The organism is Streptomyces sp. P3, from assembly GCF_003032475.1.
Classification (GTDB): domain Bacteria; phylum Actinomycetota; class Actinomycetes; order Streptomycetales; family Streptomycetaceae; genus Streptomyces.
Window position 1 is genome coordinate 6284092 of the sequence record NZ_CP028369.1, and the last position, 22837, is coordinate 6306928.

Sequence of the window (22837 nt, forward strand, 5' to 3'; positions counted from 1 at the left end):
CACCCTTGAACACGACCCACACCGGACCGGTCCACCCCTCCGTGCGCGCAGTCTCCCCCCTGCGTCCCGCATCCGCGGCCCGGATCGAGGACGGATTCTGGGCCGAGCGCCGCCGCGTCAACGCCGGGATCTCCCTCGCCGAGGGCCCGGCGCGGCTGGAGCAGGCCGGCAACCTCGCCAACTTCCGCGCCGTCGCACTCCTGCGCACCGACGCCCTTGCGAGCACGGGGTTCTCCGGCGACTTCCAGTTCCAGGACTCCGACGTCTACAAGTGGCTGGAAGCCGCCTGCTGGCAGCTCGCGGACACCCCCGACGAAGCGCTGGCCGCAGAAGTCGAGGCCGTAGTCGGGGTGATCGCCGCGGCTCAGCGCGAGGACGGCTATCTGCAGACGTACTACCAGCTCGGTGGCGGGATCCCCTGGACCGAGCCGGGCTGGGGACACGAGCTGTACTGCGCGGGGCATCTGATCCAGGCCGCCCTCGCGCACCATCGGGCCACCGGCTCCGAACGGCTGCTCGACGTGGCCCGTCGGCTCGCCGACCACGTCGACTCCGTCTTCGGTCCGGGCAAGCAGGCGGACACGGTCTGCGGCCACCCCGGAGTGGAGACCGCACTCGTCGAACTCCACCGGACGACCGACGAGAAGCGGTACCTGGATCTCGCCCAATATTTTCTGGAACGACGCGGCCACGGCAGCCTCTCCTCCGGCGCCGACCGGGGCCACGACCGAGACCCCGGCGCCGAGTACTGGCAGGACCACACGCCGATCCGGGCAGCCGATGAAGTCACCGGCCACGCCGTGCGCCAGCTCTACCTCCTCGCCGGAGCCGCCGACCTCGCCGCGGAGACCGGCGACAGGGAACTCCGTACGGCTCTGGAGCGGCTGTGGCGGGACATGGTCACGACCAAGACCTACCTCACCGGCGCCGTCGGCTCCCGGCACGACTGGGAGGCGTTCGGCGACCCCCACGAACTGCCCGCCGACCGCGCCTACGCGGAGACCTGCGCCGCCATCGCCTCCATCCACTTCTCCTGGCGCATGGCCCTGCTCACCGGCGAGGCCCGCTACTCCGATCTCGTCGAGCGCACCCTCTTCAACGGCTTCCTCGCCGGTGCCGGTCTGGACGGCCGGACCTGGCTGTACGTCAACCCGCTCCACCTGCGAACCCGCCCCCACGAACGCCCCGGCGACCAGACCGCCCGCCGCACCCCCTGGTTCCGCTGCGCATGCTGCCCGCCCAACGTCATGCGCCTGCTCGCCGCCCTCCCGCACTACATGGCCACAGCCGACGGCAGCGGGCTGCGGCTGCATCAGTACGCCACCGGCGTCTACGGCGGTGACGGCCTCACCGTGCGGGTGGCGACGGACTATCCGTGGGACGGCACCGTCACGGTCACCGTCGAGGACGCTCCCACCGCCCTGGCTCGCACGCTCTCCCTGCGGCTGCCGGCGTGGTGTGCGGATCACACCCTGACCGTGAACGGCGCCGCCGTCGAAGGCGGGGCACAGGCCGGCTGGCTTCGGGTGACCCGGGAGTTCGTCCCGGGCGACACCGTTCGGCTCGACCTCGCGATGCCGGCTCGGCTGACCGTCCCGTCCCCGCGTGTCGACGCCGTCCGCGGCTGCGCCGCCATCGAACGCGGTCCGCTGGTCTACTGCCTGGAACAGACCGATCAACCGGGCCGGCTGGACCCGGACGAGGTCACCCTGCAGCCCGACGCGCCGCTCACCGTCCACGGCCGCACCGAACTGCTCGGCGGGGTGCGCACGGTGAGTGTGCCGGGAAGCCTGCTCCCTGCCGACGACCCGTCCGCCGACTGGCCCTACGTCGACCATGCTTCGGCGGCGCCGGGCGAACCCCGCGAATGCGTCGAATTGACCGCGGTGCCGTACTACGCCTGGGCCAACCGGGAAGCGGGCTCCATGCGGATCTGGCTGCCGCTGGCCCGCCGCAGGTGACGCCCGGCCCACCGCTCGTCGAAGAGGCGGGCCGGCCCGACGGCCGACGGCGATGCCGACGGTCCGGCCGGGAGGAACGTCGGCAGAGTGCGCTCCCGGCCGCCCCACGTGCACCGCGACAGTACCGAACGCGCGTCGTCCGCCTGCTCGACCATGCCGGGCGACGGCACGGTCGCCGTCCGGACGCGCTGTCGCGGCGCCGCAGAGCCAATGGTGTCGCGCCATGACGCGTGATGAGGGCGGGCGGGACCCGACCGGGCAGGCCGGCCGTCTGTTCGCAGCGACTCCCGCCGGTGGCCTCGTACCGGATGCCCAGGCCCTTCGCAGCCCTGGTGAAGAGGGGGGACGGACTCCGGGGTTTCGGGAGGCATCGAGGTCCGGAGGGGCAGAAATCGTTTTCTGTCTCAGACGTAAATCGAACTGCTCATGAGGCTCCACAAGGGCGTCGAATGCAGTAACGTCAAGTCGTGACAGCGAATGGACACGCCTCGTCGGCAGCTCCCGATCCCAGTGCTGCCAAGCGTCGACGCAAGAATTCGGTGGGTGAGGAACGCCCCAGCACGATTCGCGACGTCGCCGAGAGGGCGGGCGTGTCGGTAGCAACCGTTTCCAGGGCCTTGGCAGGGAACTACCCCGTGTCAGCCGCCACCCGGAAGCGCATCACGGACGCCGTGGAGTCGCTGCACTACGTGGTGAACGTCCACGCCAAAGCGCTCTCCGGGCGGGTTGCCGGTCCCGTCGCCCTGGTCCTGCGGGACATCACCGGGCCCTCGTTGGCTCACGTCGCCGCCGGTGTCGAGCAGGAGGCCGCTCTGCGGGGTCGACTGAGCCTGGTGTGCGCCACTCACGGGGACTCCGCACGCGAGGACGACCTGGTTCAGTTGATGCGCGAGCAGCACGCCGCCGCGGTCGTCCTCGTCGGCGGGGCGGTGCAGGACGAGGCATATTTCCAGCGCATGGCCGGGTACGCGCGCGCCCTGGACGCCGCTGGGTCCCGTCTGGTTCTGGTGGGCCGCCCGCCCCTGCCCGGCGGTCTCCCGGTGACCGTCGTGGACTACGACAACCGCGGGGGCGCCTTCCAGGCCGCCGACCACCTGCTCGTACAGGGGCACCGGCGGGTCCTCTTCCTCGGCGGCGATCCGCAGCTGAGCACAGGAGTGCAACGGCGGGAGGGCTATCTCCACGCCCTGCGCGCGCACGATCTGCAGTACACGCGGGAACTGGACGTCCCCGGTCTGTACACGCGAGTCTCCGGCTACCAGCGCACCAGGGACGCCCTCAGGGCAGGGGTCGACTTCACCGGCATCGTCGCGGGAACGGACATGGTGGCACTCGGGGCGCTGGCCGCCCTCCGCGACGCAGGGCTGCGCGTCCCCGAGGACATCTCCCTCGTCGGCTTCGACGACGTCCCCTTCGCCGCCGACCTCAGCCCGTCACTCACGTCGGTCCGGGTGCCGTACGAGGATCTGGGCCGAACGGCGGTCCGGCTCGCGCTGGAACGCACCGAGCGCATCAGCGGTGACGACCACATTGTCCTGAGCACTCAACTGGTGATCCGTCAGTCCGTACGCCCCCCGCGCCCGTAGGCGCTGACCAGTCCCGCCGGACCGGGACTCCGCACCCCCGCGCGGCCGACGCGCCGACGCCGAGCGCAACCGCGCCGCGACCAACGTATGGAGCCCCCACCGATCCCGGTGCGGTTCACGTATCCGTCCGCAGTCCCGCTTCCGTGCGAGTCGGCGGCAGGCGGGCTGCTGAGTGCCGTGGGGCGCGCGCCGAGATCAGACCGAGCGACGCTCGATGACCCCGGTGACCTCGGGGCCGACCGGCATGGGCCGGCCTTCGAGCAGGCTGGTGACCGCCGCGACGAGGTGGCGCGCGGTGTCCCGCATGTCCACCGCCACCGCCACCGTCGTCAACGGCGGAGCGGCGAGGCGCGCGGCCGGGGAGTCGACGGCTCCGATCACCGCCAGGTCCGCCTGCGCGGTCAGCCCCTGCTCGCGCAGGCCCGCCAGGACGGCCAGGGCTGCCACGTCGTCGTCGGCGCACACGCCGGTGACGGCCATCTCGCGCCAGGTCGCGACGGCGTCGACGGCGGCTTCGGCTCCCGCCTCGTCGCCGGGAACGGCCAGGGTCACAGGAGCCGCCAGGCACGCGGGCTCCACGAGGACCGCTTCCTCGCAGAGACTGCCGAGGACGACTTCGTCGGTCCAGACCTACACCCGCCTCGACGTCAACGCTCCCCGGATCCTCGGGCACGTCAGTGCGGCGATTCCGCGCAGCCGCCGTCTGTCGCAGGCGCTCGTACTGCCGCAGCTGCGCCGCCAAGCCGCGGCCGCCGTACCTGTGGAAGGAGTGCCCGCCGACGGGATCCGCCGCACCCAGTTGGGCTATCGGTGGGCACCGGAGGCGGTCGCGGCGACGATCCGGCGAGTGGCGCACCTCTTCCCCGGCAAGGAGATCGTCATCACCGAGCACGGCGTCGCGACCGACGACGACGCCGACCGCGTCGAGTACCTGCGGGCGGGGCTGCGTGTCGTGCACCGGCTGATCGGCGACGGACTTCCCATCACCGGATACGTCCACTGGTCGCTGCTGGACAACTTCGAGTGGTGGGACGGCTGTCGCCCCACGTACGGGCTCGTGGCGGTAGACCGCACCACCCAGGACCGGGTCGTCAAGCCATCGGCCCACTGGTACGGCGACGTGGCCCGGAACAACCGAATGCCGGCATGACCCGCCGGCCGGCGACCGCGCCACGGCCGGGATCGTCATGAGCCGGACGCCGGGCGGCGTGACCAGAGCGTCCTCGAAACGACGCCGGTCACGCAGCAGTCAGTGAGGGCCACTGCTTCAGAGCGGGCGTCGCAGGGCAACAGGGAGTTCTCATGACGTACGGCTGGGGCGGCGCGGGCACCGGTGCTGTCGCAAACGGTTTCGCAGACGCACTGCGGCGGCTGCCGACGCGCATTGGTCGCAGTCGGCTCCCGAAGCCGGGAATGGCGTCCGGTCCCCGGAGGCCCTTTCCCGGCTTCGGCCTCCCGGGACCGGCAGACCCGAACACCGCCTGGCCGATCGTGCATAGGGTGGCGGCTGCCTGCTCGACCCCCGCCGAAACCGACGGCACCCCGCCGGTACGGGCGGTGCCGCCGGTACCGGCGAAAGGTCTGGAGCAATGCCCGGGAATCAGGCCGCGACGAGCTCCTGCTCGCGGTCCGGCACCTTGACCTTGGGCTTCTTGTTCGGCAGCGAGAGCCGGACGACCTTGTGCCACGCGGAGAACACCTGCTTGGGCAGCGGCCCGGTGACGTACTGCAGCTCGTACTTCTCGAACAACGCGCGCACCTTCACCGCGACCTCGGCGTACCGGTTGCTCGGCAGGTCCGGGAACAGGTGGTGCTCGATCTGGTGCGACAGGTTGCCGGTCATGAAGTGCATGGCCTTGCTGCCGCTGATGTTCGCCGAGCCCATCATCTGGCGCAGGTACCACTGGCCGCGCGTCTCGCCCCTGATCGACCGGCGCTCGAAGACCTGCACGCCCTCGGGGAAGTGCCCGCACATGATCACCGAGTGGGACCAGATGTTGCGGACCACGTTCGCGGTGAAGGTGGCGGCGAGCGTGGAGAGGAACGACGGGCCCGACAGCAGCGGGTGGATCACGTAGTCCTTGACCACCTGCTTGCGGATCTTGCGGCCCACGGCCTTGGCCCGCGCGCGGAACTCCGGGTTCTTGCGGCGGCGCTTGTGCAGGTTCTTGCCGAGCTCAAGGTCGTACGCTGCGATGCCGTACTCGAAGAAGCAGGCGTTGATGAAGTTCCACAGCGGCTGGCCGAGGTGGAACGGGTGCCACTTCTGGTCCTCGTCGACGCGCATGATGCCGTAGCCGAGGTCGTTGTCCTTGCCGATCACGTTGGTGTACGTGTGGTGCAGCTCGTTGTGCGAGTGCTTCCACTGCTCGGCCGGCGAGACGTGATCCCAGTCCCAGGTGGTGGAGTGGATCTTCGGGTCCCGCATCCAGTCCCACTGGCCGTGCAGGATGTTGTGGCCGATCTCCATGTTGTCCATGATCTTCGCCACGGACAGACCGGCGGTGCCGATCAGCCACGCGGGCGGGAAGATCGAGAACAGCAGCACGCCCCTGCTGACCAGCTCGAGCTTGCGCTGCGCCGAGATGACCTTGCGGATGTACGCGGCGTCCTTCTCGCCGCGGTCGGCGATCACCTCGTCGCGGATCGCGTCCAGCTCGCGGCCGAGCTCTTCGATCTGTTCCGCGGTCAGGTGGGCGGTGGGGTCGATGGCGGTCAAGGTGCTCCTACCGTTCGATGGCGCAGGCGCCCGCCGCAGCGGACACACAGGTCTGGATGAGGACGCCCGGCTCGGCCTCGGTGATCTCACCGGTGCGCAGGTCGCGGACGGCGCCCTCCTTGAGCGGGGTGACGCAGCCGAAGCAGATGCCCATACGGCACCCGGACGGCATGAGCACGCCGGCCTCCTCGCCGACGTCCAGCAACGGCGTGGCGCCGTCCGCGTCGACGGTCTTGCCGGAGGTGCTGAACGTGACCTCGCCACCGTCGCCGGCGACGACGATGGCGGGGCGGAAGCGTTCGGTGTGCAGGCGCTCTCGGACACCGTGCCCGGTCCAGTGCTCTTCGGCGGCGTCGAGCAGGCCCGCGGGACCGCAGGCCCAGGTCTCGCGCTCGGCCCAGTCGGGCACGAGTTCGTCGAGACGGGCGATGTCGAGGACGCCGTCCGTGTCGGTGTGCAGCTCGGTCAGACGCAGCTTCTTGTCCGCGACCAGGTCGTGCAGATCGTTGCGGAAGATCACGTCCTGCGGCCGCGGCGCGGAGTGGACCATGACGACGTCGTCGAACTCGGTGTCGCGCAGCATGCCCATCACCGGCGTGATGCCGCTGCCGGCCGTCAGGAAGAGCACCTTGGCGGGCTTGGCCGCCGGCAGCACGAAGTCACCGGTCGCCTGGTCGAGCTGGATCAGCGTGCCCGGTTTCGCGCTGCGGACCAGGTGATTGCTGACCTTGCCGTCCGGGATCGCCTTCACGGTGATCGTGACGCGGCCGTCCTGGCGGTCTGCCGGCGAGGTGACCGAGTAGGCACGCCACAGGCGCACCCCGTCGACGTCGACCCCGATCCGCACGTACTGACCGGCTGTGTGGCCCCGCCAGCCTCGTCCCGGCCTGATCACGATGGTCGCGGCGTCACCCGTCTCGGGGTGCACGGCCTCGATGCGCCCACGCAGGTCGGCGCCCGCACGCAGCGGGCTGACCAGGTCGAGGTAGTCCGACGGCAGCAGCGGCGTCGTGACCATCTCCAGCAGTTTCCACGCCCTACTGCGGAGGGCTGCGCTCGTCATGACTCCAGCTTGATGCGCCTCAGGGCGTAAAGTCCTGTCCGCAGGACGTGAATCTGGTCGACTGAATTGTTCGCAGGGAACAACACATGAGCCATGCAATCCGGAGGGCCACCGAATTGGCCCTGGATGAGACGACGGTCACCGCACTTCGGGCCGCGCTGAAGGCCACCGCCGACGAGGTCGTCCAGGCGATCATCGACGAGGTCCCTCCCTACGCCAACGCCCTTTCGGGTCGCATGGGCGGCACCATCCGCCGAGCCGTCCGCACCGCCCTGGGGCACTATCTGGACCTCGCGAGCGGGAACGCCACGGGCGGCGACGGCGGTGACGCAGCCTACGAGCTGGGCCGCGGCGAGGTACGCGACGGCCGGTCGATGGACGCCCTGCTCAGCGCCTACCGCGTCGGAGCCCGCGTGGCGTGGCGATGCCTGGCCGCCGGCGCCGTACCCGCGGGGCTGCCCGCCGCCGAGGTCGCCAAGTTCGCCGAGCTGACCTTCGCCTACATCGACGAGCTCTCCGCCGCGAGCGCCGCGGGCCACGCCGACGAACTGGCCGCCCGCGGCCGGGCTCATGAGCGCCACCTGGAACAACTGGTCCGCGACCTCCTCGCCGGCGCGAGCCCGGACGTGCTGCTGGCCTCTGTTCAACGAGCCGGGTGGCAGCCTCCGGCTTCGCTGACGGCGGTCCTGCTGCCCGCCGCCCAGGCCCGGCCTGCCTACCGCATGCTCGACCCGAGCACCCTCGTCCTCGACGATCTGCCGGACGCCTTGGGCGTGCTGCTCGTCCCCGATGCCGACCGACCTCATCTCCTGAGACAGCTGACCGACCGCACCGCCGTGGTAGGCCCGGCCAGGCCATGGACGCGTGCGTCCGCCTCGTACGCACGAGCCGTACGCGCGCGCGCCCTTTCCCCCGATATCCGCGACACCGAGGACCACCTGCCCGAGCTGGTGCTGAGCGCCGACGCGGACGCGTTCGCAGACCTGCGTGCCCGAGCCCTCGCACCATTGCGGACCTTGCCTGTCGCAACCGGGCGACGGCTGGAGGAGACGTTGCGGGCGTGGCTGCTGCACCATGGCAGGCGGGACGAGGTGGCGGCGGCGTTGTTCATCCATCCACAGACCGTGCGGTACCGGATGTCGCAGCTGCGGGAGCTGTTTCCGGATCTCGGGTCGCCTGACCGGGTCCTCGAGCTGACGCTGGCGGTCGGTCTACGGGTCAGCTGAGGCGTTCCTCGAACGTCCACGAGCACGCCCGCGAGCGCCCGGAAATCGTGTCTTGTCCTCGGTGCCGTCAGCTGTTCCGTGCGGCCCGGGCGAGATCAGTGTCAGCCGGCTGAGACTGCGGGTTGCGGTGAAGACCGGAGACGGCCTCGGGAAGGCCGTCGGGGCGCTCTCTCCCAGAAGCGCGGTGGCGCATCCGCTCATCGAAGATCGAGCTCGCTGCCGAGGAACCCGCGCAGCAGGGTCCGGTCGTCGTCCGTGGCAGGGGCCCGCGCGTCATCGAGCGCAGCCTTGTCATGCCGGGCGAGCGGACGCCTCGAACGTGCGGGCCCTTGGTCGGCGGCAGACGTCCAGACCATCGACGTCCGGAAGACCGAGGCCCGTACCGAGGCCCGTACCGGGGCGGACGGTTCACCGATGCCTCTCTGTCAGTGGCTGTCAGTAGATTGGCCAAGGTGAGCAGACCGGTGAGTGTGGGGCGGTAGTGAAGGATTTCGCGGGGGAGTTCGAGACCCATCTCACTGTGGCGTGCACCTCCATGGCCGCGGATGAGGACCGTATACGCCGCTGGGCGGAGGGCCACCGTGCGAAGTACACACGCATCGTTCTCGACCGGGGATCGACCCCCGACCAGCCGATGTTGACGGTGCGCGGCCACGGAGTCCTGCAAACACAGCGAAAGGCCGCGCTGTCATGGATCGAGCGGCTGTGTGCCGAGGGGTTCAGCGTCGCCCGTGTGAAGATCGAGGCCGCACCATGGAACGAGGACGTGCCGCGGACGGCCGCCGAGGCCCAGGGGCTCCCTCCCGGCTACTACTTCGAGCACCACGTCAAGCTGGCCCTCCGCGACGAGACCGAGGTGGCGGCGGTGCGCGCGCTCGCCCAGTCGCACTGCGCCCATGTGTCGCGCAACGCCCGCCGCGATCTGGGCGGACGCGGCCACGAACGCTTCGTCACCCAACGCTGCCGAGGCGTCGGCCGCATCGAGGCCCGCCGCCGTCTCGACGCTCTCCTCGGCGCGCTCGCGACGGCGGGATTCGAGGCCGTCGAGGTCGAGGAAGAGTTTGTCGTGCACGACGATCGCCCAGCCCTGGACAGCGGATGGATCGACGAGCGGACGGACGCCCGATGACCTCCACCGTCGACGGCGACCGGTGGCGCACCGCGCACCGGGCTGTGCTGGACCACCTGCTCGGCCTCGTCGCCGGGTCCCCGTTGAGCGACGAGCTGGTCCTGCGGGGGAGCATGGTGATGCCGGCGTGGGTGGGCGCCGACGCGCGGGATCCGGCGGACCTCGACTGGATCGTTCCCCGGCCCCTCTTGGTGCCGGTCGATCCCGAGCACCCGTATCCGTACGTGGAGGAAGTGGACCTCGTACGGCACTGGCCGGAGGTGGCCGACGGCGCCGGCCGGTACGAGATCTGGCAGTTCGAGGACTTCGACACCAAGGGCCTACGGACCGTGGTACCGCCCGAAGGACTGCACTGGGTCGTCGAAACAGGCCCGGAGGACAGTCCGGCACATGAAACGCTGCTCGCCCTGGTGCGTGAGCGGCCGATGGCCGCGCCGGGGGTGATGCTCGACGCGGGCGCCGCCCGGGACGACGGCACGTGGACCTACTCGCAGTCCGACACCCCGGGCATACGCGTGATCATCCCCTGGAAGACCGAAGGCCTACCGCCTGGCGAAGTCCGGCTGGACTTCGCCCGCGACGAATGGCTCCCCGAGCCACCCGTGTGGACGGGCATACCCCACGGCGACGGCGCCGGGCCGACCGTGCTGCGCACCGCAAGCCGTGAACTGTCGCTCGCCTGGAAGCTGTTGTGGCTGCACGCCGACTGCGCCACGGAGGGACGGGCGCAGGCCAAGGACCTCTACGACGCCGTACTTCTCGCCGAGTCCGAAGCCACGAAGCTGTCCCCACGGCTGCTGGCCAAGGTGTTCCGCCGCGAGCCGGGGAACACGGCGGCCGTAGACGCCTTGCGCCTGGACGCGGTGGCCCTGGGGTCCGTGGACTGGGAGGATTTCCTCGCGAACCACCCACAGGTACGAGGCACGGCAGAGGAGTGGCTGGAGCGCCTGCGCCGGGCGCTGGAACGGGTGTCGTGACATCGCTCTGAAATTGCCGTCCTGGGCGCCCAGTGGAGAAGGGGCCGCGTTCGTTCCTCCTCGGCGATCCAGGACTCGCTGCCGCCGTCCCATTCCGAGGAGGCGATGGTGAGGAGCGGAACCGTCTCGGTGTCGCACTCGGGGCAGGGGCGGGGCCCGGATAGGTGCCGAAGCTAGCCTGGCCACCTGCCACCTGCCACCTGCCACCTTGCAGCGTCGAAGGAGCCACCCGCATGGAGATCGTGTCGTCACGGAAGATCACCACGTTTCTGATGTTCGAGGGAAACGCCGAAGACGCGATGACCTTCTACGTCTCGCTCTTCGACGATGCCGAGGTGATCGGCATCAGCCGCTATGGAGCCGAGGGCCCCGGCAAGGAGGGGAGCGTGCAACACGCGACCTTCTCCCTCGCCGGTGAGCAGTTCATGTGCATCGACAGCCCCGTGAAGCACGACTTCACCTTCACGCCCGCGGTCTCGCTCTTCGTCCAGTGTCGGGACGAGGCGGAGTTGGACCGCCTCTTCGCGGCCCTGGCCGAGCAAGGCGCCGTGCTCATGCCGCTGGGAGACTACGGATTCAGCCCGAAGTTCGGCTGGGTCAACGACCGGTTCGGCGTCTCCTGGCAGCTGAACCTGCCCGCGTGAGAGGTCGTCCTCCGGATCTGTCCCGATCAGTCAGCGGGCGATCGAGACGGCGAAGGGTGCGAACCCGCTCGACCGGATCATGTGCGGCACGAAGCCGACGCCGTACGCCATAGCCGTCCGGGGCCAGGTCCACGACCTGTTGCACCAGGTACGGGGCGTGCTGGCGCCAAGCCGCGAACTCGACCTCGCGACGCTGGAACGCACCTTCACGCTGCGTTGGCACGACGCGCTCGTCGCCCATGCCGGCCCCGCCTTCCTGGCGGCCGTGCGCGAACAGGCGCCGGGCGTACGGCTGCGCTTCCTGGCGGAGTCCAGCGTCGACACTCCTGAACTGCGCCGCGGCGAGGTCGACCTCGCCGCGAACGCCGATCGCCCCATCGCACCCGAGATCCGCGCCGAACGAGTGGCCGAGACCGCCCATGTCATCGCCGTGCGCCGGGAGCACCCGCTGACACGTATCGAGACCGTCACCGCAGCGCACTACGCGGCGGCCGACCACATCGGCGTCTCACGCCGGGGAAGGCTGTCCAATGTCCTCGACGACAGCCTCGCCGCTCTCGGTCTGACCCGGTGAGTGGTGGCGACGGCACCCACCGAAGGAGCCGCGTTCGGCTTCGCGCTGAACTCCGACCTGCTGGTCACCGTTCCGGAGTCCACCGCGCGCCCGGCGGCGGCACGGAGCGGCCTGACCTTGCTCCCGCTGCCCCTCGACCTGCCGCCGGCCGCGGTGTACTTGTCATGGCACCAGCGTTACGACACCGACCCCGCACACCGATGGCCGCGCGACCTGGCGCGCACCGTTCTGACCGAGCCGGCGGCCGGGCAAGGCAGCACCGGGACGACATCGGGATCCGGGCCCGGCCCGGCCCGCTGACACTCCGTTCGGGGGCGGGCACGGTGAAACAGAGAGCGGCGGCCGCCGTCGGCGGCAGCACACGAGCCGGACGGCACGTCCTGGTCAGGGGCCGTCTTCACCCACGGATCTCGTCCGCCGCCCGGCGGCCGCCAAGTTTTTTCGCGGAATCCTGTCGAGGATGTCGAAAACGCCGAGCGTGCTTCTACCTACCTGTGACGGCCCCCGCCCAAAGCGGGCATGACGATCGAGGAGCAGAACCATGAAGTACATGCTGCTGATGCAGTTCAGCGAGAAGAATGCCGACTTCCCCAAGCTCGACGAATGGAGGCCCGAGGAGATCCAGGCCCACATCCAGTTCATGAAGGAGACCAACGACGGCCTCAACGCCGCCGGCGAACTGGTCGACGCCCAGGGCCTGGCCATGCCGGAGACCGCCCGGATCGTGCGCTCCCACAGCGGTGGCGCACCGGTCGTCACCGAGGGCCCGTTCCCGGAGTCCAAGGAGTGGGTGGCCGGCTGGTGGATCGTGGACTGCGACACCGAGCAGCGGGCCATCGGGATCGCCGCCGCCATCTCCGGCGCCCCCGGTCCGGGCGGACGGCCGTTGAACATGCCGATCGAGGTACGCCAGGTCATGGCGACCCCGCCCACCGAGCTGTGAACATCCCCCTGTGACGACTTTGGAACCAACCGTCGACGACCTGCTGCGCACGCTCGCGCCGCAGGTCGTCGGCGTGCTCACCCGCCGCCACGGGGACTTCGCCGCCGCCGAGGACGCTGTACAGGACGCCCTGCTGGACGCCGCCGGGCAGTGGCCGGCCGAGGGCGTGCCGCGCAACCCGCGCGGCTGGCTGATCCAGGTCGCCAGCCGCCGGATGACCGAACAGGTCCGTAGCGAGCAGGCACGCCGCCGACGCGAGGAGCTGGTGGCCGGTCAGGTCCCGGCCGACCGGCGGTCCGCACCCGGGGCCGACGCAGGGAACGAGGGCGCGCACGACGACACCCTCGCCCTGCTGTTCCTGTGCTGCCACCCCGTGCTGTCACCGGCCTCGGCGATCGCACTCACACTGCGCTCGGTCGGCGGGTTGACCACGGGTGAGATCGCCGCGGCGTTCCTGGTCCCCGAGGCCACCATCGGGCAGCGGATCAGCCGGGCCAAGCATCGGATCAAGGACTCCGGGGTGCCGTTCCGCATGCCGGACGGCGCCGAGTGGCCGGCTCGACTGGACGCCGTGCTGCACGTCCTCTACCTGATCTTCAACGAGGGCTACGCCAGCAGCACCGGCGCCGAGCTGCGGCGCGTCGAACTCTCCCGGGAGGCGATCCGCCTCACCAGAGCCGTCCACGTGCTGCTGCCGGACAACGCCGAAGTGGCCGGCCTGCTCGCGCTGATGCTGCTCACCGAGGCGCGCGGGCCCGCCCGTACCGGGCCGGACGGCGAACTCGTCCCGCTCGCCGAGCAGGACCGCGGCCGATGGGACACAGCCGCGATCGCCGAGGGCGTCTCGCTGATCACCGCCGCCCTGCCGCGCGGTCCTGTCGGCCCGTACCAGGTGCAGGCGGCGATCGCGGCCGTCCACGACGAGGCGCCCACCGCCGCCGAGACCGACTGGCCGCAGATCCTCGCTCTGTACGGGGTGCTCGCCCGCCTCTCCGACAACCCGCTGATCATTCTGAACCGGGCGGTCGCGCTCGCCATGGTGGACGGCCCGGCCGCCGGACTCGCCCTGCTCGCAGACCCGCCCCCCGCGCTCACCGGCCACCACCGCCTGTACGCGGTCCGGGCCCATCTGCACGAACTCGCCGGGGACCGGGAGACCGCCGTCGCCGACTACCGCACCGCCGCCCGTCGAACCGCCAGCCTCCCGGAGCGGCACCACCTCAGCCTGCGCGCCGCCCGCCTGGCCGCGCCTACGGAAGGGTGAGTCACGGTCAGCCTCGGTGAGGCAGGACGGCTACTGACGTCGGCGGACCAGGTCGATTCAGCCAAGGATCGGGTCTCCGTGAGCGCCGAGAGCCGCCCCTGCCTCCGCCGACGATCCCCGTGTGTTCGAGAGGGGTGTCGGCGAAGGCCGTCTCCAGCGTCGGATGGACCGGCCCGAGAGGTCTTCCGCCTGGTCAGGTAGCTGCAGCCGGGACCCCGCGCACAGTGGCTGAGACACGGCGGAGCCCCGTCGGGCGACCATCCCGACGGGCTTTCGCGGAGGTCGTCGTGACCGCAGGCCGCCCGAACCGCCGCGGTCGCCGTCCTCGGACATTCTCCGGGAGAGGTCCGCGAATGCCTGCGCGAGCGGCCGATCCGCCGCACGAGGGCATTCGCCGGTGCGCCATACTCTCCCGATGGGTTCTCGCACTTCCCCGGTCAGCCAGCCGATCACGATCGGGAGGGCCGTCGCGCGGGATGCCAAACGGCTCACGCGGCTCGTGCGTGGCTCAGGTGCCTACAAGGGCAAGTACGCGGCCGCAGTCGCGGACTACCGGGTCGGTCCTGACTACATCGAGGCTCACCGCGTCTTCGTGGCCGTCGGCGCCGACGAGCATGAAGGCCGGGTCCTCGGGTTCTACTCGCTCGTCCTCGCTCCACCGGAGCTCGACCTGCTGTTCGTCGCCGACGACGTGCAGGGACGTGGTATTGGACGGCTCCTTGTCGCGCACATGCAGTCCGAGGCCCGAGCGGCCGGGATCGACCGGGTCAAGGTCGTGTCGCATGTTCCCGCCGAGGACTTCTACCACCGTGTCGGTGCGGTGCGGACCGGGACCGCGTTCGCGAACCCGCCCGTCGTGGCCTGGGACCGTCCCGAATTCGAGTTTCGCATTCCTCCGGACTGACGCGGTGGGCCGGTCGGCGGGGCATCACCGGCTTCGCCTGCATGACGGCAGACTTGCAGGAGTCGCCGGGCGCCGCGCGCTCCGCGTGTGCCGTCGCCTCTGCCGTCGCCTCTGCCCCGACATGGTGATCGCCTGCGACAGCGACCTGCCCCCGCGGCGGGTATCTCTCCTCCGGAACTTCCTGAGCCGGCTCAACCGGCGCGCATTCCCGAGCTGCTGAGGGCAGTTGCGACGGCGGCCCCGGTGGAGGCCTCGACGTGTCCGGGCGGCGGCGCGGTCGGGTGCGCCTGCCGCACACGGGCGGTACCGCTTGAGGCACTGTCACATGGACCGGCCGGCCGTGGCGCCGAACTCGTAGGACCGTACCCGTGCGGCAGCCTCGGCGCCCGGCTGCCCGGCTGCCGGGCGTGCTGGGCGAAGAGCCAGGACCAACAGGCATCAGCTTGTGCGCGCGGCACGTGTCGGGGCTGTACGGACCTGTCCGAGCGGGACCTTCGGCACCGCTACGAGCCCCGTCCGGCCGCTCCCACGGTTCGCCATGACGCAGCAGCATCGTTCGCGACCGACTCATCCACAGCGACCGGCACAAGGAGCACAGCAATGCCCAGGACCCCAGCGAGTGGTGAACGAGCGGCGCCCAAGCCCCGGGCGGCGCTCGGTCTCCCGGCCGCGTCCGCGCTCGTGATCGGCACGATCATCGGCACCGGAATCTTCGCCCTCCCTTCCGCCCTCGCCCCGTACGGGCCGGTCTCCCTGGTCGCCTTCGTCGTCGTGACCCTGGGGGCGCTTGCGCTCGCGCTGACCTTCGGGGCGCTGTCGAAGCGCGTTCCGGCGAGCGGCGGGCCGTACGTCTACGCCCGGGAGGCGTTCGGGGAGTTCGCCGGATTCCTCAACGCCTGGTCGTACTGGATCACGGCGTGGGCCGGGAACGCGGCGATCGCCGTGGCCTGGGTCGGTTACGTCGAGGTGTTCGTCAACACGGGCCACAAGACATGGGTCTCCATGACTCTCGCTCTGGGCGGGCTCTGGGTGGCGGCCGCGATCAACCTCAGCGGCGTCCGCAACATGGGCGCGTTCCAGGTGGTCACCACCGTGCTGAAGTTCGTGCCGCTCGTCTTCATGGCGACCATCGGTCTGTTCTTCATCGACCCGGACAACTTCGGTGCCTTCAACGCCAGCGGCCGGTCGGCGCTCGGCGCGATCTCCGCTGCGGCGGCCATCGCCCTGTTCAGCTACCTCGGCCTGGAGGCCGCCTCGGTGGTCGCCGGCCGGGTCCGGGACCCGGAGCGCAACGTGCCGCGCGCCACCGTGTACGGCACGGTGCTGTGCGCCGTCCTCTACATCCTGGGCACGCTCGCGGTCTTCGGAACCGTCTCGCACGGGGCGCTCGGCGACACGACCGCGCCGTTCACCGACTCCGCGAACAACATCTTCGGCGGCACCTGGGCGGGGGACGTTGTGGCCGTCGCCGCGATCGTCTCGGGCATCGGCGCCCTCAACGGCTGGACGATGCTGTGCGCGGAGATGCCGTACGCCGCGGCCCGCGACGGGCTCTTCCCCGATGCCTTCGCGAAGCTGCGCGGCGAGAGCGGCGTCCCGGCCTTCGGGATCTTCGCCTCCACCGTGCTGGCGTCGCTGATCACCGTGTTCAGCTACACCCGGTTCGAGGACGTCTTCACGAAGATCATGCTGCTGAGTGTCTTCACGGCGGTGATCCCCTACCTGTTCTCCGCCGCCGCCCAGTTGTACTGGCTGCTGGTGCGCGGCCGGGAGACCCTGAGCCCGCGGCGCCTCGCCCGCGACGTCACCGTCGCCGCTCTGGCGCTGGTCTTCTCCTACTGGTCGATCCAGGGCAGCGGCTACCAGACCGTCTACTACGGACTGTTCGTCCTGTTGCTCGGCGTGCCGGTCTACGTCTGGTTGAAGCGTGGCCAGGGCCGGTACGGCGAGGAGGCCGCGGTGATCCCCGCCGCCCGCGCCCCGCGCGAGGAGCGCGCCCCCGAGACGCCGGCCCCGCCCAAGCGTCTCTCCCGAGGGCTGGGCACCAACCGCGTCGGCGGCCCGCGCAAGCGGGACACCCACCGCCACCAGGACTGACCACCGTCCACCTCACGACAGGGGAAACCACGCCATGACCACGTTCCATGTCGATTCCGAGGTCGGCCGCCTGCGCCAGGTGATCCTGCACCGCCCCGGCATCGAACTCTCCCGGCTCACCCCACGCAATGTCGACGCGCTTCTCTTCGACGACATCCTCTGGGCCAAGCGCGCCCGTGAGGAGCATGACGCCTTCGCCCAGGTACTGCGCGACCACGGCACCCGAGTGCACTGTTTCGCCGACCTGCTCGCCCAGACTCTCGACTCTCCCGAGGCCCGCGACTGGCTGCTCGACCGGGTGGTCACCCCGGCCACCGTAGGGCCGGCGCTGATCGACCCGGTCCGCGAACTGTGCGCCGAGCTCGACAGCGAGACCCTCGCCGGGCACCTCATCGGCGGACTCCTCAAGAGCGACCTGCCGCTCGCCACCCCGCACAGCCTGGTCTGGAACGCGCTGGACGCCGACGACTTCGCCCTCGCCCCGCTGCCCAACCACCTCTTCCCACGCGACAACTCCTGCTGGGTGTACGACCGGCTGTCGGTCAACCCGATGGCCAGGGCGGCCCGGCGGCGGGAGAGCCTGCACGCCGAGGCGATCTACCGCTTCCACCCGATGTTCGCGGGCGTCGCCCCGGCACCGATCCTCGACGGCTCGGTGGGCACGCTCGAAGGCGGTGACGTCCATGTCCTCGGCAACGGGGCCGTCATGGTCGGCATGGGGGAGCGGACCACCGCGCAGGCGGTGGAGAACCTGGCCGCCCGGCTGTTCGCCGGGGGCACGGCGCGGCGGCTGATCGCCGTCCAACTTCCCGCCGCCCGCGCCTACATGCACCTCGACACCGTGCTGACGATGCTCGACCGCGACACCTTCGTCATCTACCCGGGCCTCGCCGACTCCCTGCGCTCCTGGACGCTCAGGCCCAGCAGCACTCGCGAGTGCGGCTTCGACGTCGCCCCGAACTCCGATCTGGCCACCGCCCTCGCCGAGTCTCTCGACCTCGACAAGATCCGGATGCTCTCCGCCCCGCAGGACATCCGCAACGCCGAACGCGAGCAGTGGGACGACGGCAGCAACTTCCTCGCCGTCGCCCCCGGAGTCGTCGTCGGCTACGAGCGCAACGTCACCACCAACACCTACCTGCGCAAGCAGGGCATCGAGATCATCACCATCGCCGGCGCCGAACTCGGCCGCGGCCGGGGCGGACCCCGCTGCATGAGCTGCCCGATCGAACGCGATCCGGCCGCCTGAACCCCCAGAAGGGGAACCGTCATGACCATTGACCTGAGAGGCCGCTCCTACCTGAGCGAACTCGACTTCACCGCCGCCGAGATGCGCCACTTCCTCGACCTGGCGGCCTCCCTCAAGGCCGCCAAACGGGCCGGCACCGAACAGCCCCGGCTGAACGGCCGGAACCTCGCCCTGATCTTCGAGAAGACCTCCACCCGCACCCGCTGCGCCTTCGAGGTCGCGGCCGCCGACCAGGGCGCCGCCACCACCTACCTGGGTCCCGGCGACACCCACATCGGCGCCAAGGAGTCCATCGCCGACACCGCCCGCGTCCTGGGCCGCATGTTCGACGCCATCGAGTACCGCGGCTCCGCCCAGTTCCTCGTCACCGAGCTCGCCGCCCACGCCGGCGTCCCCGTCTACAACGGACTCACCGACACCGCACACCCCACCCAGAGCCTGTGCGACCTCCTGACCATGCACGAGCACAGCCCCAAGCCCCTGCCCGACATCGCCTACTGCTACCTCGGCGACGCCCGCAACAACATGGGCAACTCCCTGCTGTCCATGGGCGCCCTGCTCGGCATGGACGTGCGGATCGCCGCCCCCGCCGGTCTGTGGCCCGATCCCGCGCTGGTCACCACCTGCCGGGAACTGGCCGAGCGCAGCGGCGCCCGGATCCTCCTCACCGAGGACGTGGAGACCGCCGTACGCGGCGCCGACTTCCTGCACACCGACGTCTGGGTGTCCATGGGCGAGCCCGCCGACACCTGGCAGGAGCGCATCGAGCTGCTGCTGCCGTACCAGGTCAACGACAAGACGCTCGCCGCCACCGGCAACCCGGACGTGAGGTTCATGCACTGCCTGCCGGCCCTGCACGACCGCCGCACCCGACTCGGCAACGACCTCTTCGACCGCTACGGCCTGGACGGACTCGAAGTCACCGACGACGTCTTCTCCTCGCCCGCGTCGATCGTGTTCGACCAGGCCGAGAACCGGCTGCACACCATCAAGGCAGTGCTCGTCGCCACCCTGGAGGACTGAAACCATGCGCATCGTCGTCGCCCTCGGCGGCAACGCCCTGCTCCACCGCGGCGAACGCCCCGACGCCGCCGTGCAGCAGGCCAACATCGACCGGGTCGCCACCGCGCTGGCCGCCCTCGCCCACGAAAACGAACTGGTCCTCACCCACGGCAACGGCCCCCAGATCGGCCTGCTCGCCATGGAGAGCGCCGCGGACCCCGCCCTCAGCGCCCCCTACCCCCTGCACCTGCTCGGCGCCCAGACCCAGGGGATGATCGGCTCCCTGCTCGCCTGCACCCTGCACGACGCCCTGCCCGGCCGCCACATCGCCACCCTGGTCACCCACACCCTCGTACGAGCCGACGACCCGGGGTTCGCGCGGCCCACCAAGTTCGTCGGCCAGGTCTACTCCCGGGAGGTGGCCGGCGCTCTCGCCCGCAAGCGTGGCTGGCACGTCGCACAGGACACCACCGGCTGGCGCCGCGTCGTCCCCTCCCCGTCACCGGAACGGATCCTGGAGACCGACACCGTCCACGAGTTGCTGAACAGCGGCGCACTGGTGATCTGCGCGGGCGGCGGAGGCGTCCCCGTGACGGCGGACGACGACACCGGCGCGCTGACCGGCGTGGAAGCCGTCGTCGACAAGGACCTCACGGCCGCCCTGCTCGCCGAGGACATCAAGGCCGACTTCCTGCTGATCCTCACCGACGTCCCGTGCGTGTACGAGGACTACGGCACCCCCGCCCAGCGACCCCTCCTCGACGCGACCCCGGCCGAGCTGCTGCGCAGGGGCTTCCCGGACGGCTCGATGGGTCCGAAGGCCGAGGCCGCCGCCCGGTTCGTCGAGCGGACCGGAGGGCTCGCCGCGATCGGGGCCCTGGACGCGGCGTACGAGATCGTGCACGGCCGCTCGGGCACCCTGATCCGCCCGGATCTCACCGCCGGTTGACGGAGCGGTCCGCACGTCCCGGTGCTCCGGGCCCCGACGGTGCCCTCGACGCCGGTACGCACGAGATGCGCACCTACGCCGTCAACGACGGCCGGGACGAGATGGCAGGCGACCAGGCCGCTCCCGCGACGACTCCGCAGACGGGCGAGTACCTGGACCTCGAGGAGCTGCCGGCGGCGTACGGCCACGTGCCGGACGGGCCGGCGCGACGCACGTCAACGCGCTCAACGTCCTCCCCGACACGCATGACGAGTACGCCTGCGAGCGCACCCGCCGACCTCGCTGAGGGGGCACCCCGGAGTTCGAGATGGCGCCGTACGACCACCCCGTGCACCGCTTCACGGCTGCGGCCGACGGGCCAGCCGTCGCCGCGGCCGGCCCGTCGGCCGTGAAACCCGCCCGGTGAAGGTCTTCCGGGACGGGACGCCTCGGGCCTCGTCGTTGTCCTCCTCGCCGAGGGCCACGAAGTCCAACGACCCCTGAGGACAGGGCCGTTCGGCCCAGCGGCCGCGGACCTTCGGCATCCGGCACCGCCCGGCGTGCGGGGCCAGAGTGAGTGACGTCAGGCACCGACCCGACCCCTTCGAAGGGAACCACGACCATGGCCGTGCACGAGCACCCTCGCCGGAGCTCCGGCTTCCACCTGCCCTCGTTCCGCGGGCACCGGAGCGCCTCCGCATCCGAGTTCGTGTCGGCGGACACCGGCACGCACTCCGCGCGGGCCTACGCCTTCGCGTCCCTGCGTCTGCTCACCGGGTTCGTGTTCCTGTGGGCCTTCCTCGACAAGACCTTCGGCCTCGGCTACGCCACCCCGTCCGGCAAGGGCTGGATCGACGGCGGCTCCCCGACGAAGGGCTTTCTCGGTTCCGTCGCCGTCGGGCCGATGGAGTCGACCTTCCACTCCTGGGCCGGCGACCCGTGGGCGAACTGGCTGTTCATGCTCGGCCTGCTCGGAATCGGCCTCGCCCTGGTCGCGGGGGTCGCGCTGCGTATCGCCGCATTCGCCGGCACCGCGATGATGGCGCTGATGTGGATTGCCGAGTGGCCGCCCGCCCGACACCTCTCCGACGGCTCGGCGAGCATGTCGACGAACCCGTTCGTCGACTACCACCTGATCTACGCCGTCGCCCTGGTCGTGCTGGCCGCCGCCGCAGCCGGCGACACCCTGGGCGCGGGCCGGCTGTGGGCCAGGCTGCCGTTCGTCCGCGACCACAGCTGGCTGCGCTGAACGCCGCCGACGCGGCGGGCCCGCCATCCGGCCCGCCGCATCCCGGCCACTCCGGATCACTCCCGATCACTCGCGAGGAGAAGCGGACCGTGAAGGCGGCGGTGGTGCGGGCGTTCGGTGAGTCCCTAGTAATCGAGAAGCGCCACGACCCCGGGCCCGACCCGGACCAGGCCCGGATCCGCGAGCACGGCACCGACCTGCTCAAGACAGCCGACTGGACCGGGAACGCCTGAACAACCTCATTGCCGGAAGGAATGCCCTGCCATGACCGTACGCGTCGGCATCAACGGCTTCGGACGTATCGGCCGCACCTATCTGCGTGCCGCCCTCGACCGGGCCGAGGAAGGCACCCAGGACGTGGAGGTGGTCGCCGTCAACGACATCACCTCACCCGCCACCCTGGCCCACCTGCTGGAGTACGACTCGACCTTCGGTCGCATCGGCCGCTCCGTCGAGCATGACGACAGCTCCATCACCGTCGACGGGCGCCGTATCGCCGTCACCGCCGAACGTGACCCGGCCGCCCTGCACTGGTCGGACTACGGCGCCGGCATCGTCGTCGAGTCGACCGGCCGCTTCCGCGACCGGGACTCCGCGGCCCTGCACCTGAAGGGCGGCGCCCACACCGTGCTGCTGTCGGCGCCCGGCAAGGGGGTGGACGCCACCATCGTGATGGGCGTCAACGACCGGACCTACGACCGGCACCGCGACCGCATCGTCTCCGCGGCCTCCTGCACCACCAACTGCGTCGCCCCGATGGTGAAGGTGCTCGACGACGCCTTCGGCATCGAGCGAGGAGTGATGACCACCATCCACGGCTACACCAACGACCAGTCCCTCCTCGACGGCCCGCACAAGGACCTGCGCCGGGCCCGCTCGGCCGCCCTCAGCATCATCCCCACCAGCACCGGCGCCGCCCGCGCCGTGGGTCTGGTGGTGCCGGAGCTGGCCGGGGCCCTGGACGGCATCGCGGTCCGGGTGCCCGTGGAGGACGGATCGCTCACCGACCTCGCCGTCGTCCTCACCCGAGAGGCGAGCGCGGACGAGATCAACGCCGCGTTCGAGGCGGCCGCGAACGGCCCGCTGAACGGCATCCTGCGCGTCTCCAAGGCTCCCATCGTCTCCCGCGACGTCATCGGCGACCCCTCGTCCTGCGTCTTCGACCCGGCGCTGACCCAGGCCAACGGCACCCTCGCCAAGGTCTTCGGCTGGTACGACAACGAGTGGGGCTACACCAACCGTCTCCTGGACCTGACGGCGTTGGTGGCGGACGACTGAATCCTCCGAATCGCTCGTCGTGACGGCGAAAGCGGGGCCGGCCG

20 protein-coding genes and 1 pseudogene are annotated in these 22837 nt (G+C 70.8%); 18 read left to right on the forward strand and 3 right to left on the reverse strand.

Translation table 11 applies throughout. The features are described 5' to 3' along the window. Window positions 1-5: 5 nt before the first annotated feature. Together C6376_RS27800 and C6376_RS27805 are read left to right on the forward strand one after the other, a co-directional pair. A complete protein-coding gene (locus C6376_RS27800; protein ID WP_107445947.1) occupies window positions 6-1961 on the forward strand; it encodes a glycoside hydrolase family 127 protein in 1956 nt (651 codons plus the stop codon). Window positions 1962-2500: 539 nt separating this feature from the next. Continuing rightward, window positions 2501-3547 carry a LacI family DNA-binding transcriptional regulator gene (locus tag C6376_RS27805; protein WP_173985923.1) on the forward strand — a complete coding sequence of 349 codons (1047 nt, stop codon included), beginning with the start codon at window positions 2501-2503 and terminating at the stop codon, window positions 3545-3547. A 195-nt stretch (window positions 3548-3742) separates the two neighbouring features. Here C6376_RS27805 and C6376_RS27810 read toward each other — a convergent pair whose 3' ends face one another. Then, window positions 3743-4126 (reverse strand): substrate-binding domain-containing protein, encoded by a 384-nt coding sequence (locus C6376_RS27810; protein ID WP_254076077.1) that lies wholly within the window; start codon window positions 4124-4126, stop codon window positions 3743-3745. 190 nt (window positions 4127-4316) lie between these two features. Here C6376_RS27810 and C6376_RS27815 point away from each other — a divergent pair, with 190 nt between their 5' ends. Then, window positions 4317-4697, forward strand: coding sequence for a family 1 glycosylhydrolase (locus C6376_RS27815; RefSeq protein WP_254076078.1), 381 nt, complete (start codon window positions 4317-4319; stop codon window positions 4695-4697). Window positions 4698-5147: 450 nt separating this feature from the next. Here the strand turns inward: C6376_RS27815 and C6376_RS27825 are convergent, their stop codons facing one another. Continuing rightward, on the reverse strand, window positions 5148-6266 hold the full coding sequence (locus tag C6376_RS27825; protein WP_107445948.1) for an acyl-CoA desaturase: 1119 nt from the start codon (window positions 6264-6266) through the stop codon (window positions 5148-5150). A gap of 7 nt (window positions 6267-6273) precedes the next feature. Further along, a complete protein-coding gene (locus C6376_RS27830; protein WP_107445949.1) occupies window positions 6274-7329 on the reverse strand; it encodes a ferredoxin reductase in 1056 nt (351 codons plus the stop codon). An 86-nt stretch (window positions 7330-7415) separates the two neighbouring features. Between C6376_RS27830 and C6376_RS27835 the strand changes: the two genes are divergently transcribed. From C6376_RS27835 to gap, 15 genes and pseudogenes are all read left to right on the forward strand, one after another. Next, on the forward strand, window positions 7416-8555 hold the full coding sequence (locus C6376_RS27835; protein ID WP_107445950.1) for a CdaR family transcriptional regulator: 1140 nt from the start codon (window positions 7416-7418) through the stop codon (window positions 8553-8555). Between the two features lie 535 nt (window positions 8556-9090). Next, window positions 9091-9684, forward strand: a complete 594-nt coding sequence (locus C6376_RS27840; RefSeq protein WP_254076079.1) for a hypothetical protein — start codon at window positions 9091-9093, stop codon at window positions 9682-9684. After that, window positions 9681-10661, forward strand: coding sequence for a nucleotidyl transferase AbiEii/AbiGii toxin family protein (locus C6376_RS27845; RefSeq protein WP_107445952.1), 981 nt, complete (start codon window positions 9681-9683; stop codon window positions 10659-10661). Before C6376_RS27840 ends, C6376_RS27845 begins: the two co-directional genes overlap by 4 nt. Window positions 10662-10894: 233 nt before the next feature. After that, entirely contained in the window at window positions 10895-11305 is a 411-nt protein-coding gene (locus C6376_RS27855) for a VOC family protein (protein WP_107445953.1), read from the forward strand. A gap of 94 nt (window positions 11306-11399) precedes the next feature. Further along, window positions 11400-12179: pseudogene (locus tag C6376_RS27860) on the forward strand (LysR substrate-binding domain-containing protein); the annotation flags it as partial. A gap of 241 nt (window positions 12180-12420) precedes the next feature. Beyond that, window positions 12421-12822 carry a YciI family protein gene (locus C6376_RS27865; RefSeq protein WP_107445954.1) on the forward strand — a complete coding sequence of 134 codons (402 nt, stop codon included), beginning with the start codon at window positions 12421-12423 and terminating at the stop codon, window positions 12820-12822. A 19-nt stretch (window positions 12823-12841) separates the two neighbouring features. After that, window positions 12842-14086 (forward strand): RNA polymerase sigma factor, encoded by a 1245-nt coding sequence (locus tag C6376_RS27870; RefSeq protein ID WP_216825693.1) that lies wholly within the window; start codon window positions 12842-12844, stop codon window positions 14084-14086. A 415-nt stretch (window positions 14087-14501) separates the two neighbouring features. Continuing rightward, complete coding sequence (locus C6376_RS27875) at window positions 14502-14990, forward strand: GNAT family N-acetyltransferase (RefSeq protein ID WP_173985745.1); 489 nt, start codon at window positions 14502-14504, stop codon at window positions 14988-14990. A 600-nt stretch (window positions 14991-15590) separates the two neighbouring features. Continuing rightward, the gene (locus C6376_RS27880) at window positions 15591-17087 is read left to right on the forward strand and encodes an APC family permease (protein ID WP_107445957.1); all 1497 of its coding nucleotides are present in this window, start codon (window positions 15591-15593) and stop codon (window positions 17085-17087) included. A gap of 34 nt (window positions 17088-17121) precedes the next feature. Further along, entirely contained in the window at window positions 17122-18336 is a 1215-nt protein-coding gene (locus tag C6376_RS27885; protein WP_107445958.1) for an arginine deiminase, read from the forward strand. Window positions 18337-18357: 21 nt separating this feature from the next. Then, complete coding sequence (argF, locus tag C6376_RS27890; RefSeq protein ID WP_107445959.1) at window positions 18358-19359, forward strand: ornithine carbamoyltransferase; 1002 nt, start codon at window positions 18358-18360, stop codon at window positions 19357-19359. 4 nt (window positions 19360-19363) lie between these two features. Next, window positions 19364-20287, forward strand: a complete 924-nt coding sequence (locus tag C6376_RS27895) for a carbamate kinase (protein WP_107445960.1) — start codon at window positions 19364-19366, stop codon at window positions 20285-20287. Between the two features lie 601 nt (window positions 20288-20888). Continuing rightward, window positions 20889-21515: a DoxX family membrane protein gene (locus C6376_RS27900; protein ID WP_107445961.1), complete on the forward strand. Its 627-nt coding sequence runs from the start codon at window positions 20889-20891 to the stop codon at window positions 21513-21515. An 89-nt stretch (window positions 21516-21604) separates the two neighbouring features. Next, entirely contained in the window at window positions 21605-21748 is a 144-nt protein-coding gene (locus C6376_RS43925; RefSeq protein ID WP_159083264.1) for a hypothetical protein, read from the forward strand. A 31-nt stretch (window positions 21749-21779) separates the two neighbouring features. Then, window positions 21780-22793, forward strand: coding sequence for a type I glyceraldehyde-3-phosphate dehydrogenase (gap, locus tag C6376_RS27905; RefSeq protein WP_107445962.1), 1014 nt, complete (start codon window positions 21780-21782; stop codon window positions 22791-22793). Window positions 22794-22837 lie beyond the last annotated feature (44 nt).